This window comes from Ignatzschineria sp. 22MB058224, from assembly GCF_058188435.1.
In genome coordinates this window covers 50,001-66,661 of sequence record NZ_CP187366.1, presented here as the reverse complement: position 1 = coordinate 66,661, position 16,661 = coordinate 50,001, and the positions used below count along the sequence as shown (strand labels likewise).

Sequence of the window (16,661 nt, the reverse complement as noted above, 5' to 3'; positions counted from 1 at the left end):
CGAAGACGATAAAAAAGGAGTATTCAACATGACAACCCATATCGGTTTTATTGGCGGCGGCAATATGGCTCGCGCGATTTTAACAAGTGTAAGCCAACAAACAGAAGCACAACTATCGCTTTACGTTTGCGATCGCAATCAAGAAAAACGGGATTTCTTCACGAATGAATTAAACATCACGGCTTCTGCGGACTACCACGACTTTATCGACAAACTCGATATCATTGTTCTCGCAATTAAACCGCAAGGATTTCCAAAGCTACTTGAAGAAATCAAGCCACTGATCAGACCACATCAATTGATCATCTCTATTGCTGCCGGCGTATCGGTAGAAGCAATTTTAAGAGGGATTGGTCAAGTAGCCCATCCTATCGTGCGCGTTATGCCAAATACCCCTTCAACCATTGGCTTAGGTGCAACGGGGATTTTCGCAAATAATGAAGTCTCTACCGAGCACAAAGCTATTGTTGAGCTGATCTTTAGTAGCTGTGGTATTACCGCATGGTTAGAGAAAGAGTCATTAATCTCCGCCGTTGTAGCTGTCTCTGGTTCTAGTCCTGCATATCTCTTTTATTTAATGGATATTATGGCAAAAGTGGGCGAATCAATGGGGTTAGATTATGAAAATAGTCTCAAACTCACGCAACAAGCTGTTTTAGGTGCTGCAAGATATAGTCAATTAGCCGGTATTCCACTAGATACTCTTAAGAAAAATGTGATGTCTCCCAACGGAACGACAGAACGCGCCATTTTTAGTTTAGAAGATGATCATCTTGATCAAGTGCTTTTACGAGCAATGCAAGCAACCTATAATCGCGACCAAGAACTTTCGGAGATTATTTCAAAACAGATCCAATAACGTGCAATTATCTGAAAAATACCAAATCTGCTAAGATAATAGTAATTTATCCTTTATGTAGTAGGAAGTTTACACCATGCCTGAGCCAAATCTATTTCAAAATATTCTCGAATTTATTATCGAAATTGCTTATAGCTTTGCGATGATATTTATTCTTTTACGTTTTTTATTACAGTTAGTAAAAGCCAATTTTTATCATCCGATTATCCAAATGATTGTAAAATTCACCAATCCGGTTTTACTCCCTATTCGCAAAATCACACCACTTATCGGTAAAGCCGACTGGTCTTGCCTGATTGCCGCAGCGATTTTTACGATTTTAAAATATGTCCTGTTAATGCTAATCGGTGCGATGCTTCCGATATCGCCGTTACCTCTTGCGGGCATCGTCTTACTCGAGATTGCTCGTAATATTATCTATATCTATATCTTTGCCTACTTTATTCAAGCGATTAGTAGCTGGATTGGCTCATCGCCACGTCAAACCGTATTTATCTCGCTACTAAACCAACTGACTAACCCTATCAATAAGCGCTTTCCCTTCAAGCTCCAATTTGGCATGATGGATTTTCGCCCGGCTGTAATTGTACTATTACTATTTATTGGATTACGAGTAATTAACTACTTTTACGCATCACTTGTATTTTTCAACTAAAAAGATAGAGAGATATCGTTTATATGGAAACGACCATTCCATCATATGAAGAGATAGAGTCTCATCAATTTTTTATGCGAGAAGCCTTAATTGAAGCAAAAAAAGCTGCAAAGATTGGAGAAGTCCCAATCGGTGCTGTTATCGTTCAAAATAATAAAATTATCGCCCGTGGTCACAATCGTTCAATTACCGATCATGATCCAACTGCTCATGCGGAAATTATTGCGATTCGTAATGCATGCCGAAATTTAGAGAATTACCGTTTACCCAATACAATACTTTATGTCACACTTGAGCCGTGCACAATGTGCGCTGGGAGTTTTCTCCACAGCCGAATAGATACTGTTGTCTATGGTGCTGGCGATTCACGAAATGGTGCCTTGGGAACCAATTTAAACATTAATGACTATAAAGCGTTTAATCATAAAATAACAATTATTCCTCGTATTCTTGAAAACGAATGCAGCGAACTCATTCGCGCATTTTTTCGAGAACGCCGACGGAAAAAGGGAGGAGAAAAGAATAATGCCAACGATTAAAGATGCCTATTTCAAGCTGATCAAAGAGAAAGGCTTTAAAGCGGATCCTGTACAGGTTTCTGTGGCCGAAAGTTACGATAAACTGCGGGAACAAATTCTCCACGACGAACCTATTGAGGTGAAAGATTCCCGTTCATTGATGCAAAAAATGCTGAATCCTTTCGCCGAAAAAGCTATCACATATAACGATCCTCGCGGACTCTATATTTATGGACGGGTAGGACGAGGAAAAACCTTTTTAATGGATCTTTTCTTCAATAATATCAACGTTCCCAAAATTCGTGAGCATTACTATCACTTTATGCAAGATGTGCATAAAAAAATGCAGGAGCATCAAGGGAGTGAAGATCCTTTAAAACTCGTTGCAAAAGAGTTTGCAAAAGAGTGTAAAGTACTCTGCGTCGATGAGTTTCACGTAATCGATATTACTGATGCCATGATTCTCTATCGCCTGCTAGATGCGCTTTTAGCAGAAGGTATTTTCTTTATTACGACTTCTAACCGCGAACCTGATGAGCTCTACAAAAATGGACTTCAGCGCCAACAATTTTTACCGGCAATAGAAATTATTAAAAAACGCTTAAAAGTCATTGTACTCGATACTGAGCAAGATTATCGTATGCGTCATATCGATAGTGCTGATGTTTGGTATGTTGGCGATGAAAAAGCACAGATCGCCCACTTTGATAGTCAGTTTGAAGAGGTTGCTGATGAAATTGGTGAATCTGCGACACTTGATATTAATGGTCATGATTTCAAAATGGTACGTATGACCTCAAAATGTGCTTGGTTCACCTTTGAAGAAGCGTGTAGAAAAGCCCGCTCATCACAGGATTTTATTGAATTAGCAAATCGGTTTGACACCATTTTATTTAGTGGTTTACCTCAATTAACACGTTTTTTAGAAAATGAAGCTCGACGTTTTGTCATTATGATTGATGAGTTTTATGATCAAGGCGTTAAAGTAATTATCGCTTCCGACGTCCCAATGAGTGAACTTTATCAACCCAAAGGAGAAAAAGCACTCGACTTTGAGTTTGATCGTACTATTAGCCGCTTAATAGAAATGCAATCTCAAGATTATCTTGATCAACCAAAACGCAATACTGGAAAATAAAATGGCCGCAATTCATCCAAATGCAGATATTGAAAACTTTATTCAACAACTCAAAGATCATCAATTCTCTGGCGATATTGAGATCAGTTTTTCAGAACGACTAATGGCTGCGACCGATAACTCCATTTATCAAGTTATCCCAGCAGCAATCCTCTTCCCTAAAGAAAATATGGATGTTGAGCTTGTGATGACACTACTCGGCAAGCCAGAATTTAAGGCTGTTACCTTATCAACTCGCGGCGGTGGTACTGGGACCAATGGTCAATCGCTCAACAGTGGCGTAATTTTAGATATTTCACGTCATATGAATCAAATTCTTGATTTTGATGAAGAGACCCGTACTGTACGAGTCCAAACAGGTGTCGTGAAAGATCAGCTGAATGCTTTTCTGCGCCCTAAAGGATACTTTTTTGCCCCCGAACTCTCTACTTCTAATAGAGCAACAATTGGCGGGATGATCAATACCGATGCCTCCGGCCAAGGGAGCTGTGAGTATGGAAAAACCAGTCAACATGTAAAAACAATTTTAGCATACCGATTAGGGGGCGAAAAAATAGAGAGTAAGCCAATCTCATTGGAAAAAGCAAATATCCTCCCGAAAAATGCATTGATCAATCAACTTGCCGAAAAGCTAATGCCGCACAAAGAAGCTATTCATAATCACTTCCCGCAACTCAATCGATTTATTACCGGCTACGATTTAGACCACTTTACGCAAGATCAAGAACTTAACCTCAACCATCTTTTATGTGGTTCAGAAGGGACGCTCGCTGTTTTTACAGAGGCAACGCTTAATGTTCTGCCAATCCCAAAACAAACCGCTCTAGTGTTGATTACCTATAATGATTTTATTAAAGCGCTTGACGATGCACCCTTTTTAATGAAGTCATCGGCACATCCGACTTCCATTGAAGTGCTTGATAATATCGTTATGGAGATTGCTAAAAATGATTTTATCTGGGCAACGACGGAGGAATATTTTACCGATATTGATTATGCACAATTAAAAGCTATTCAGCTCGTGGAATTCAATGCGGATAATGAAGAAGCGCTCCAAGCGCAGTTAACAAGTTTTACAAATTATGTTGAAAGCGATTCTAATAATCATCGACTTTCAATTCGCCCTGTGCTAGGGAAAAAAGCGGTTACAGACATCTATGCACTTCGTAAACGTGCTGTGGGGTTATTAGGTGCGGTTCAAGGCAATCGTCGCCCGATCCCTTTTGTAGAAGACACTGCCGTTCCACCAGAAAACCTTGCACCATTTATAAGCGAATTTCGAGCGGTTCTTGATGAATCAGGCGTAAAATATGGCATGTTTGGGCATACAGATGCAGGTGTGATCCATGTTCGTCCTGCTTTGGATCTTAAATTACAAGAAGATCGCCCCCTTATTCGGGCAATTTCCGATAAAATTTTTTCACTCTGCCAAAAATATGGAGGAGCATTATGGGGTGAGCATGGGAAAGGGGTGCGCTCAGAATATTCTCCTGTTTTTTTTGGGGAGCTCTATCCGCTTGTTCAATCTGTCAAAGCACTCTTTGATCCTTATAATCAGCTAAACCCAGGGAAAATTGCAGCACCTGATAACACGCCTCTGTTAAAAATTGATGAAGTTCCCTTAAGAGCAGACTTTAATCAGCAGATTCATTCCCATTATTGGACTGAAAATGCCTACCAAACGACACTCTACTGCAATGGAAACGGAGCCTGCTTTAACTATGATCTTGACTCAGCAATGTGCCCAAGTTACAAAGCAACACGAGAACGTATTCACTCTCCTAAAGGGCGCGCTGAATTAATTAAAGAATGGCTACGTCAAAAATCACACAATATTACCGATACAGCATTTGAAAAATCTGTTTATGATTCCTTGTCGCTCTGTTTAAGCTGTAAATCCTGTGCTGGCGAATGCCCAATCAAAGTTAATATCCCAGCAGCTAAATCACAATTTTTAGCACACTACCATCAGTCATATAAGCGCCCCATCTATGAAAAAATTCTTCTTCGTTCAGAAAAGATGGCTCCTTTAAGTGGCAAAGTAAGCAGTGCATATAATTTAGTAGCAAGTAGTAAGCTGGGTAAAAAAGCCTTTGATTATTTAGGGCTCGTGGATCTACCACAAATTGAACTGAAAAAATATCGTTCTTCCCACAATCTTTACACAGAGTTATCCACAGATGATTATACGCCTCTTAATCGAGTAAAAGATCGAAATCGCGCAGTAATTATTGTACCTGATACGTTTTTCCGCTTTTATGACGCAACAACATTTAATGCAACTGTCGAATTATTAAATAAACTGAAAATTACCGTCTTTATCGCACCTTATCAACCTTCAGGAAAAGTAGCTCATGTTTATGGAGCGATGGATCAATTTCGCGCAGAAGCAGAAAAACAGCAACAACTATTGCAAGCATTAGCACAATATAATATTCCGTTAATTGGTATCGAACCACCTATAACACTCACCTATCGTGATGAATACCAAACCATTGGTTTAGAAATGCCAAAGATCCTGTTGGTCCAAGAATGGTTATACCAGTTCCTGCAAAATGAAGCGATTCTACCGCTGTCACAAATAAAGAGTAATGAGTCATTTAAACTACTGAGCCACTGTACTGAAAAAACAAATGCAACACATTCGCCAAAATTATGGCAACAAATTTTCCAAAAATTCAACATCTCCTTAGAACCTTTAAAAAGCGGCTGTTGTGGAATGAGTGGCGCATTTGGACATATTAAAAAAAACCAAGCGCTTTCTAAAAAGATTTATAACCAATCATGGCAAACAATCATTCAGCAACATCCTTCTAATGAAATTCTAGCAACCGGTTCTTCTTGCCGCACACAGGTAGAGCGCTTTAATAACGTAACGATTATGCATCCCTTAGTAAAACTCAATGAGTTACTCTAAAAAGAGAACAACTCATTCATTGTTTAACCAAGTGCCCCCTCGTCAATCTAACGTACTCCTCCCTAAAAATCTATACATAGACACATTTAGGGATTTTCGTTAGCATAAAGACAACGTGACTACTTGAATACCTCATGAATACTTGGGCAATCGATCTTTATTTTATTAAGAAATATCGCTCAATTTTCATCAATATTAAGGAGGCTTTATGAAAGCAATAATTCTCAAAGAGTTTGGTGATCCTTCCGTCCTTCAACTTGGAGAAAAAAATCGTCCGGAGCTTCGGCCCAATGATATCCTCATCCGCGTTAAAGCTGCCGGTATTAATCGACCCGATGTTATTCAGCGTAAAGGCTATTATCCCGCCCCCGAAGGTGAGCCACAAGATATCTTAGGGCTCGAAGTTGCGGGTGTTGTCGAAGAGATTGGCTCTGAAGTGACAAAGTGGAAGGTCGGTGATGAAGTCTTCTCACTTATTGGTGGCGGCGGATATGCTGAATATGTCCGTGTTGATCAATATTTAGCATTACCAAAACCAGCCAATCTAACATTTATAGAAGCTGCTAGTTTACCGGAAACACTCTACACTGTTTGGAATAACCTTTTCCAACGTGGTGCTTTAAAAAAAGCGGAAAAATGCCTAATTCATGGCGGGAGTAGCGGAATTGGTATTACCGCTATCCAATTAGCAAAAATTATTGGTGCAGATGTTTATACAACTGTTGGTTCTAAAGAGAAACAAGAAGCCGTTCTTAATCTAGGTGCAACCATTGCCATCAATTACAAAGAGAGCGACTTCTTAGAAGTTTTAAAACCCATCGGTATTGATGTGATTCTCGATATGATTGGTGGCGATTATTATGAGAAAAATATCGATCTTCTCAACCCCGATGGGCGCTTAGTTTATATTAATTCCATGGCCGGTGCGAAGGTTACAGCTAATCTCATGAAAATTATGCAAAAACGATTAATCGTGACCGGCAGTACACTTCGCTCACGCGAATATGCCTTTAAACGTCAGCTAACAGAGGATATCACTCATGATGTCTTGCCTCTTATCGAGGGAGGGCATTTTAAACCAATCATTTATAAAACTTTCCCATTAGTAGATGCGGCAAAAGCACATGCATTAATGGAATCAAGTGAACACATTGGCAAGATTATCTTGGAAATATAACTAATTATTGAAATGATGTTATAACGCAATAATCCCCCCTTAAAAAAGGGGGGAATTTATTACTCAAATCGAAGATCAATCACAAGATTATCAGTATAAGTGCCAGTGGATTTTAAACCTTGTTGTGATTTATTATAGATTGATGCTCGATAACGATATATTTTTGTTGCGTTGTTAACAGAAACGACATCATTACTATTCGAATCCATCCTTTCATTACCTGAGCTACTCCAACGAGTATTTCCAGCGGTACCTTTATAGACTTCGTAGTCAATATATTCATTACCATTACGCATTCTTCTTGTAGAACTGTAGTTTTCCCCACCACTTAAACCAACGGTATAATGCTGATTAGGATTATTACAATTCACTTTTAATGTACCGGTAACATCACTAAATTCATCTAAAAATGAGGCTTTACCAAAATTAAGATCATCTGCAGAGATTTTACAAGAGGCATTAACTCTCAATGAAACAGTTCTAGTTGCTGACAGTTTTGGGTTACTCCATCCTTTACATTGTTGGGTTAGCTTCGCTTTAGTTGTACATAAATTCTGGAAACTCCAATTGAAATGCACTGTTGCCTCATATAATCCGGGAGCCAAAGATGCATTTTTATCAATATCAAATTTTAATCCTAAGGTTTCTAATTTTGGAAATACCTCTTTATTATGAGAATTTGCAGAATATATAAGTCCAAGGTTTTGAGGTATATGAATGGGACTTGGAACATTCCTTATTCTAAAAATTTGAAATGGGATTTTATTATCTTTAAACCTTGAATCTGTATGAACAAAAAATTCATTTGTGTTCCACTTCAAGATACCCGTTGCAGTAGGTCGCGTTGATGGAGCTTTATAGAAACCTAAGTTACACTTTACACCTCCATCTAAATTGTGAAAACGCATAGTCGCACCTCTAGATTCCGCATATATTAGTGCTTGATCATATGTTCCTAAAAACTCTGAGCCAGGATTAGATTTACAAGTCCCATTATCAACAAGGATTGCTAAAGAATAGCGAGGAAATGCCGTAAAAAATAATATGGCTATTATCAAGTACAATGACTTAATTAAATTGGAATATAAAAAAATTTTCATTATTTTCCTTCTCTGTTTTTTATTATCGACACTGATGTTCACCAAGCTCAGTCACGCCATCAACATCTTGATATTGCGTGGTATCAAGATTCACTTGAACGTAACATTTTTTCCCATCTGGTTGATTCACCGTTAAATTATTTGAATCATTCAAATGTTCAAAAAATACAGCGCCATCCCAACCCACATAAGAGTCTTCGTCATTATTAGCAATAACGTGAGAACCTATTTCGATAGGATTTCCTTGTTTATCAACGAGTTTTAGCGTCATTGGTGTAGTTTTAACGATTGGGAATCGCAACGTGTAACCACCACCAGATTTAACCGCTGCGTATTGCTCTGTTTGATCAATACGGGTATTAAAAGGTAAACTCAATCCATCTATTTCATATTTAGATTCATAATAGGAAGGTACATCGGGAATAAGGAGGTATCCTTTTTTATCTGTCACACCAATGGGTTTATTCTCATATTTAACGCCTACTTCCCCTACATCACCGGTAGACACAAGCACAAAAGAATCATTAACCTCATTGGCTGCCATAAATTGGCCATCCATAATCACAACGGCCCCCGATAAATCTGCCCAATATGATTTATCATGGCGAGTTCCGTAAAAACCACCTTCTGCTTGTAGCTTCTCATTACGCCAGCTCATCGCAGCATTGTAGTAATTATCCTGATGACTATAACGGTTATAGTTTGCTCGCCAACCAAACCCACCATCTGAAGGAATACTGCGACTGTAACTTAAAGAATAGATATCTTCATTATTATCATTTTTATTAACAGAGGCAGCAAAACCACCTAGATCTGCTAACGAAATAGACCATTGAATAGAGGCAGTCCAACGATTATCACGATCATTAGAACGATTAATATATGCGTATACATTTCCGTAATCTTGGAACGATCGACTCCATCCAATACTCACAATATTATCACGTTTGCTATCATGATATTTATTGGAGAAATACCCTAAACTGATACTTCCAAAATCATCGATATTCGTATTAAAAGAGAGTTGCATTGACTCATTGAAGACGCCGGAAACTGCATCTAATGTCGCGATATCTCGATAGTTTTCATTTCGTTTTCGATAACTGGCTCGAAAGCCAAAGTCAGGATGACTATATTCATATCCTAGATAGAATTGTGTACCATTTTTACCTTTATAACGAGTTCCCATCATCGATACATTCACCAACCCAATACGTCCAACATTGGTCACGGCACCAATTCCTAGAACCTGTAAAGAAGTCGCAATTTCACTGTGGCCTTCCAGTGTCCACTCATTTGTCAAACCATAACGAATACTACCATCTACTGCAAAACGGCTATAAGAAAAATTTTTCTCCCCGTATTTTTGTCGGAGTGACCCAGCACTAACGCTATAATCCATTAAACCTTTTTTAAGGAGATCAGAAGTAACGTAAAAAGGAATATCAACAGCAACTGTTCGACCTAAAGCATCGGTCGTAACAACAACAGCATTTCCAGCACCGCTCAAGTGAGTCACCTGATCAATATCATACGGACCAGGATTGATATTTTGACTATACTGTTTATTTCCATTTACAATTAGATCAACCGTCGATGGCACACCTACTTCACCATTAAATTGCGGTAAAGGATAAGTAATTAAGTCAGGGCGCAATGCAAAGTTATGTGATAACTGCGCACCACCTAGACGGGCGGCACTACTCCAAGATAATGGTCTTGTAATAAAATCCCCGACCCGAGCTGTTAATAATCGATTTTCATCTGAATATTCCCAATACGTATCATATCGACGATATTGATTTTTTTGATCATTTTTACCGCCGAATGTATTTCGATAAACACCAGTATTGCTGAGAATCCCATAATCTCCAAACCCACGAATTTCATTCCAAAGATTTAAAGTTGTTGAGTATCCTGTCGATTTATTGAAAAAAGCATCATAATTTACAATAACTCCTTCCCCTCGTTTCGCCTCTATTTTTTGTGCATTAGCACCTATTTTTTGTGTAGGCAGCCACTTTGGAGGGACTGTAATATCAAGCGTTTGTGCTGTTTCATTATATTTAACATCAATATTATTAAGTGCATTAATAGCGATCATACCACGCTGAGTCTCTGTCGGTTCGGCCGCTTTTAATTTATCGAGAAGAATTGGAGTCTGTTCTAAATCTTTTTCACTAATGTAATAAAAAGGTTTTTTATATTCCACTAGTGCAACATGCCTAGTAGGAACACCATTGACATTAATTTCCAAAAAAAGATCCATATTAAATTCTGGATTGGTTGCTGCAATAACAATATTCGAGCACAAACTTACTCCCACTATTCCAAATAGGGATAGCGCACTCTTCGCTATTTTTTTCATAAAATCTTATCTCTTTACAGGCTATTGCTCTTTTCTACTAATGATTTGACGGTTAATTTGTGTTGAATAATTACCTTGCGATCTCGATTCTTTCATCCGCATCATTAATCCGTCCATATAGTACTCTACCGGCTGATCCTTCGAACATCCATTCACGACTATGACGCGGTAAAATATAACCAGCTCCAAGGCTCTCAATCGACATCAAGGAGAAGTTTAGATCAGATAAATCTAGAGGATAAGGGCCACTATTACTAATTTTGAGATATTGTTTATTATTTTTATGTACGATTGACCAATGAAGCTGTTTTGCTAACTCATCCGAGGAAGCCTTATCGAGTGCCTTTTTAGACAAACCTTTTCCAAAAATAAACAGCGGTACTGAATAACGAATCTGAAATTGAACACCATGACGTGTCTCTTCTTCCACCATCTCTTCTTTTAAAAGTGCATCCACCTTTTTAGGAACTTCGTCAATTACTACACGATAACTTTGAACGGTATTTGCAGGGATAGGAGCTCTAAGCGCAATACGAAATAATTGCTTTTCTCCAGGAGCGATTTTCACCATGGGTGGGCTAATCATGACATTATTCTGCGGAATCCAATCTTCAATTCCTTCTTTTTGGTCCCACATATAGACTCGAGCTTGCATTACTTGTGTGTCTCTACCTAGGTTTTCAATTGTAATACCAGTAGAACGCTCGTTATTTTCAAGCTCTAATCGTGTTGGAGAAATAACAATATTAGCAAAGCCAAAAGAAATTGAAGACACGATAATCATAAAAGATATTATTAATAACCTTTTATATATCCGAAAGATTGAGTTCATGCTAAATATTCCTTATCCTAAAGATTCAAATGATTTCATAAAACAATTAATATGAAAGTGTCAGTAATAAGCGATCTGTATAAAGACCAGATGACAAATCTCTTCTTAGATCTGCCTCACCTTTTACATAAATCTGAACTTTCCCATCTTTTGAAAATTGCACTTGTTGCGATTTATTAATTGTAAATAATTGGTCGCTATGACCGTATAGGCGATAATTTATATATTCATTTTTTTTCTCATGCCTCATACGTCGAACACCAGATTTCTGGTACTGACCACCATCAATGGCTATCATTACTTTAGTACCCGGAGTGCATTTTAATTTTGCAACTGAATGTTCTAACGTTGTAGATACTTTTTTATTAGACAAACCTTGAACACCAAAATCGAGCTTGCCTATAGTACCTAATGCATTTTGTCCACTGGGGCCTTCAACTTTACACCCAGGAACAATTGTCGCAGATACTCGGATATCACAACGATTATTTCCAGTATTTGTACAAGCTGCAAAGCTGATTGTTGTCAAAAAAATGCTAAACAAACCAACAATAATCTGTTTAGCAATTTTTAATTTCATTATTTAATAACCTTTTTTAAATGTAACAGCCTATTATTATTATTTCTTATTTAGTAAATGAAATTTGTAGATTAAGTTGATCTTTGTAAAGACCAGCAGTTTGGCCTTTTAAATCAGCTTTACCATAAAGATTGATTTTTCCACGTCCTTGGCCTTCATTAAGAATTGGCAATTTTCCACCATTTTTAATTTCTGCAGTTCTAGCCGTATCTGAGAAAACTTGATAACCAACACTCTCGTTGGCATTGTTTTGATTTACAAGACGACGTTTATTTTCTTTATCTGCTCCATTGAGATTGTCTATTAATTTTACAGTTAATGCTTTGTCCAATGGCTTTTCAGTATTACAACGCACATCTAATCCCATTTTAGCATTCACATCTGAAGATGCAGCTAAATGCCCTTCTGCTGAACCTTTATAAGATGGTGAATGAATCCCAAAATCGAGAACTCCTAATCGCCCTAAATTACCGCCGTTAGTCCCCATTTCTTTATCGCCAATAAAACAACTATCTGTAATAAATAATTCAACATCAATAATACCTGTTGCTTCAACAGCAGCATTTACGTTTGAGAAAAACGATGTTGATGCAACAATAACACCAGCTAATAAAGTACGTTTTAAATTCATGATTACTCCATATATTTATATAATAAATTAATTAAAAATAAAATTTAATTCAGGTAATGAATACCAAGTAGGGATTCTATATTAATAAAATTAATTATTCAATAAGATAATTTAATTATATTTATAATTATTTACAATAAATATATGAATTTGAGATAGATCAAGTTTTGCTATGCACAATATAAGCAATGATTCTGGACAGTTTACCTTTTACAGCATGAATACCTCTTTAAAAGATATTTACTGTGCCAAGGGATTCTTCTCAATAACTCAACGGCTAATTATATTACTCAAATGCCATTCAAGCTCAAAGCAATCTCCGGCGGGGATTGTTGGTATTGATATTGGCCTAAAAATCGCGGACTTGCCTATTTTCGATTGGTTATGGCTATTCCACGCAGCAATGAAAAAGCCCCTAGTTCAATGAACTAGGGGCCTTCAAATTAAGCCCTGGAAATGACCTACTCTCACATGGGAACTCCCACACTACCATCGGCGCTGCTACGTTTCACTTCTGAGTTCGGGATGGGATCAGGTGGTTCCATAGCGCTATTGTTTCCAGGAAAACTGGTGTGTGCTTGAAGTGATACTCACTCCACTCACAAATAAATTTGATTAGTTGGTTGTAACAGCAATGGCGATTTATCTCGCGTTGATTGTTTTGTTGTGCACTTAAGTTTGTGTATTCACATTAACTTTGGAAACGCTTTCATGTCTCGTAGTCAATTGTCTAAGACCTATTATATGGTCAAGCCTCACGGTCAATTAGTATTGGTAAGCTCAATGCATTACTGCACTTACACACCCAACCTATCAACGTCGTAGTCTTCGACGGACCTTTAGAGGGGTTAAACCCCTAGGGAAATCTAATCTTGAGGAAGGCTTCCCGCTTAGATGCTTTCAGCGGTTATCCCGTCCGTATGTAGCTACCCGGCAATGCCATTGGCATGACAACCGGAACACCAGAGATACGTCCACTTCGGTCCTCTCGTACTAGAAGCAGCTCCTCTCAAATTTCCAACGCCCACGGCAGATAGGGACCGAACTGTCTCACGACGTTCTGAACCCAACTCGCGTACCACTTTAAATGGCGAACAGCCATACCCTTGGGACCGACTACAGCCCCAGGATGTGATGAGTCGACATCGAGGTGCCAAACTCCGCCGTCGATATGAACTCTTGGGCGGAATCAGCCTGTTATCCCCGGAGTACCTTTTATCCGTTGAGCGATGGCCTTTCCATACAGAACCACCGGATCACTAAAACCTACTTTCGTACCTGCTCGACGTGTCTGTCTCGCAGTCAAGCACCCTTTTGCTTTTGCACTCAATAGCCCGATTTCCGACCGGGCTGAGGGTACCTTCGTACTCCTCCGTTACTCTTTCGGAGGAGACCGCCCCAGTCAAACTACCCACCATACAATGTCCTTAGCCCAGATAATGGGCCTAAGTTAGAATTCCAAATCTTTCAGGGTGGTATTTCAAGGATGGCTCCACTAAAACTAGCGTCTTAGCTTCAAAGCCTCCCACCTATCCTGCACAAAAAGATTCAAAATCCACTGTAAAGCTATAGTAAAGGTTCACGGGGTCTTTCCGTCTTGCCGCGGGTACACCGCATCTTCACGGCGATTTCAATTTCACTGAGTCTCGGGTGGAGACAGCCTGGCCGTCATTGCGCCATTCGTGCAGGTCGGAACTTACCCGACAAGGAATTTCGCTACCTTAGGACCGTTATAGTTACGGCCGCCGTTTACTGGGGCTTCGATCAAGAGCTTCGCTTACGCTAACCCCATCAATTAACCTTCCAGCACCGGGCAGGCGTCAGACCCTATACGTCCACTTTCGTGTTTGCAGAGTCCTGTGTTTTTGATAAACAGTTGCAGCCAGCTTTTCACTGCGACCCTCCTCAGCTTACTGCGTAAAGCATTCACCAAGGAAGGTGTACCTTCTCCCGAAGTTACGGTACGATTTTGCCGAGTTCCTTCACCCGAGTTCTCTCAAGCGCCTTAGAATTCTCATCCCAACCACCAGTGTCGGTTTGGGGTACGGTTCTCATATCACTATTGCTTAGAAGCTTTTCTTGGAAGCATAGCATCAACCACTCCGGAGCTCGTAAGCTCCTCGCATTCACATCTCAGTATTAAGATCCCGGATTTGCCTAAGATCTCTACCTACTTGCTTACACTGGCATACCAATCACCAGCTGGTCTAGCTTTCTCCGTCCCTCCATCGCATGATACGAGAGTTCAGGAATATTAACCTGATTCCCATCGACTACGCATCTCTGCCTCGTCTTAGGGGCCGACTCACCCTGCTCCGATTAACGTTGAACAGGAAACCTTGGTCTTTCGGCGTGCGAGTCTTTCACTCGCATTAACGTTACTTATGTCAACATTCGCACTTCTGATACCTCCAGCAGCTCTTACGAGTCCACCTTCACAGGCTTACAGAACGCTCCCCTACCACATATATTCTATAATATACATCCGCAGCTTCGGTATATCGCTTTAGCCCCGCTAAATCTTCCGCGCAGGCCGACTCGACTAGTGAGCTATTACGCTTTCTTTAAATGATGGCTGCTTCTAAGCCAACATCCTAGCTGTCTATGCCTTCCCACATCGTTTACCACTGAGCGATAATTTAGGGACCTTAGCTGGCGGTCTGGGTTGTTTCCCTCTCCACAATGGATGTTAGCACCCACTGTGTGTCTCCCATGATAATACTTTCCGGTATTCGGAGTTTGCATCGGGTTGGTAAGTCGGGATGACCCCCTAGCCGAAACAGTGCTCTACCCCCGGAAGTAAATTACATGAGGCGCTACCTAAATAGCTTTCGGGGAGAACCAGCTATCTCCAAGCTTGATTAGCCTTTCACTCCGACCCACAGCTCATCCCCATCTATTGCAACAGATGTGGGTTCGGCCCTCCAGTCAGTGTTACCTAACTTTCAGCCTGGCCATGGGTAGATCGCCTGGTTTCGGGTCTACACCCTGCGACTATACGCCCTATTAAGACTCGGTTTCCCTACGCCTACCCTATTCGGTTAAGCTTGCCACAGAATGTAAGTCGTTGACCCATTATACAAAAGGTACGCAGTCACCCTAAAAAGGGCTCCCACTGCTTGTACGTACACGGTTTCAGATTCTATTTCACTCCCCTCACAGGGGTTCTTTTCACCTTTCCCTCACGGTACTTGTTCACTATCGGTCGATTACGAGTATTTAGCCTTGGAGGATGGTCCCCCCATGTTCAGACAGGATTTCACGTGTCCCGCCCTACTTGTTGATATACCTAGTACCACTGTCTACATTTAAAATACGGGGCTATCACCCTCTACGGCTCATCTTTCCAGATGATTCTTCTATATAAACAGCTATCATATATCGGCTACTCCCGGGTCGCTCGCCACTACTGCGGGAATCTCAATTGATTTCTTTTCCTCTGGTTACTTAGATGTTTCAGTTCACCAGGTTCGCTTCCTTAAACCTATATATTCAGTTAAAGGATGACAGGGTTTTAAGCCTGTGCGGGTTTCCCCATTCGGACATTTCCGGATCAAAGCTTGATTGCCAGCTCCCCGAAACTTTTCGCAGACTTCCACGTCCTTCATCGCCTGTAATCGCCAAGGCATCCGCCATGTACGCTTATTCACTTGACCATATAATAGGGATTAGACTCTTTCAACTTCGAGCTTTAATACTAATGTGTTAACACTAATGCATTAATTCTCTATATCTTCAGAATCATCCAAACTACATGATTTAATAGCTTTCTAATTCTCCTACGAATGTAACATGATAACGTTTCACTTTAAGTTAACTCATTTTATCAATCTGTCTTTATCAACAATATCTTTCGACATTATTGACTGACAGTCAGTAAAATTGA

General features: G+C 39.7%; 11 protein-coding genes and 2 rRNA genes. 6 read left to right on the top strand and 7 right to left on the bottom strand.

What is annotated here, in order from left to right:
* Nucleotides 1–28: 28 nt before the first annotated feature.
* The 6 genes from proC to ACPF7B_RS00190 all read left to right on the top strand — a co-directional run bounded on the left by proC (nucleotide 29) and on the right by ACPF7B_RS00190 (nucleotide 7,264).
* A complete protein-coding gene (gene proC, locus ACPF7B_RS00215) occupies nucleotides 29–859 on the top strand; it encodes a pyrroline-5-carboxylate reductase (RefSeq protein WP_490505631.1) in 831 nt (276 codons plus the stop codon).
* Nucleotides 860–935: 76 nt separating this feature from the next.
* Nucleotides 936–1,514, top strand: a complete 579-nt coding sequence (locus tag ACPF7B_RS00210) for a YggT family protein (protein ID WP_490505630.1) — start codon at nucleotides 936–938, stop codon at nucleotides 1,512–1,514.
* A 23-nt stretch (nucleotides 1,515–1,537) separates the two neighbouring features.
* Complete coding sequence (gene tadA, locus ACPF7B_RS00205) at nucleotides 1,538–2,053, top strand: tRNA adenosine(34) deaminase TadA (protein WP_490505629.1); 516 nt, start codon at nucleotides 1,538–1,540, stop codon at nucleotides 2,051–2,053.
* Complete coding sequence (zapE, locus tag ACPF7B_RS00200; protein WP_490505628.1) at nucleotides 2,040–3,170, top strand: cell division protein ZapE; 1,131 nt, start codon at nucleotides 2,040–2,042, stop codon at nucleotides 3,168–3,170. The genes tadA and zapE overlap by 14 nt, the downstream gene beginning before the upstream one ends.
* A 1-nt stretch (nucleotide 3,171) precedes the next feature.
* Complete coding sequence (locus ACPF7B_RS00195) at nucleotides 3,172–6,087, top strand: FAD-binding and (Fe-S)-binding domain-containing protein (protein WP_490505627.1); 2,916 nt, start codon at nucleotides 3,172–3,174, stop codon at nucleotides 6,085–6,087.
* Nucleotides 6,088–6,295: 208 nt separating this feature from the next.
* A complete protein-coding gene (locus tag ACPF7B_RS00190) occupies nucleotides 6,296–7,264 on the top strand; it encodes an NAD(P)H-quinone oxidoreductase (protein WP_490505626.1) in 969 nt (322 codons plus the stop codon).
* A gap of 59 nt (nucleotides 7,265–7,323) precedes the next feature.
* On the opposite strand, the gene ACPF7B_RS00185 is transcribed toward ACPF7B_RS00190, so the two are convergent.
* The 7 genes from ACPF7B_RS00185 to ACPF7B_RS00155 all read right to left on the bottom strand — a co-directional run bounded on the left by ACPF7B_RS00185 (nucleotide 7,324) and on the right by ACPF7B_RS00155 (nucleotide 16,431).
* Nucleotides 7,324–8,364, bottom strand: a complete 1,041-nt coding sequence (locus tag ACPF7B_RS00185; RefSeq protein ID WP_490505625.1) for a Csu type fimbrial protein — start codon at nucleotides 8,362–8,364, stop codon at nucleotides 7,324–7,326.
* Between the two features lie 22 nt (nucleotides 8,365–8,386).
* Nucleotides 8,387–10,732, bottom strand: a complete 2,346-nt coding sequence (locus ACPF7B_RS00180) for a fimbria/pilus outer membrane usher protein (protein WP_490505624.1) — start codon at nucleotides 10,730–10,732, stop codon at nucleotides 8,387–8,389.
* A 70-nt stretch (nucleotides 10,733–10,802) separates the two neighbouring features.
* On the bottom strand, nucleotides 10,803–11,507 hold the full coding sequence (locus tag ACPF7B_RS00175; protein ID WP_490505623.1) for a fimbrial biogenesis chaperone: 705 nt from the start codon (nucleotides 11,505–11,507) through the stop codon (nucleotides 10,803–10,805).
* Nucleotides 11,508–11,610: 103 nt separating this feature from the next.
* Nucleotides 11,611–12,144, bottom strand: coding sequence for a Csu type fimbrial protein (locus ACPF7B_RS00170; protein ID WP_490505622.1), 534 nt, complete (start codon nucleotides 12,142–12,144; stop codon nucleotides 11,611–11,613).
* A gap of 46 nt (nucleotides 12,145–12,190) precedes the next feature.
* The gene (locus ACPF7B_RS00165) at nucleotides 12,191–12,775 is read right to left on the bottom strand and encodes a spore coat protein U domain-containing protein (protein WP_490505621.1); all 585 of its coding nucleotides are present in this window, start codon (nucleotides 12,773–12,775) and stop codon (nucleotides 12,191–12,193) included.
* Nucleotides 12,776–13,223: 448 nt separating this feature from the next.
* A 5S ribosomal RNA gene (gene rrf / locus ACPF7B_RS00160) occupies nucleotides 13,224–13,338 on the bottom strand.
* 181 nt (nucleotides 13,339–13,519) lie between these two features.
* A 23S ribosomal RNA gene (locus ACPF7B_RS00155) occupies nucleotides 13,520–16,431 on the bottom strand.
* Between the last annotated feature and the right edge of the window lie 230 nt (nucleotides 16,432–16,661).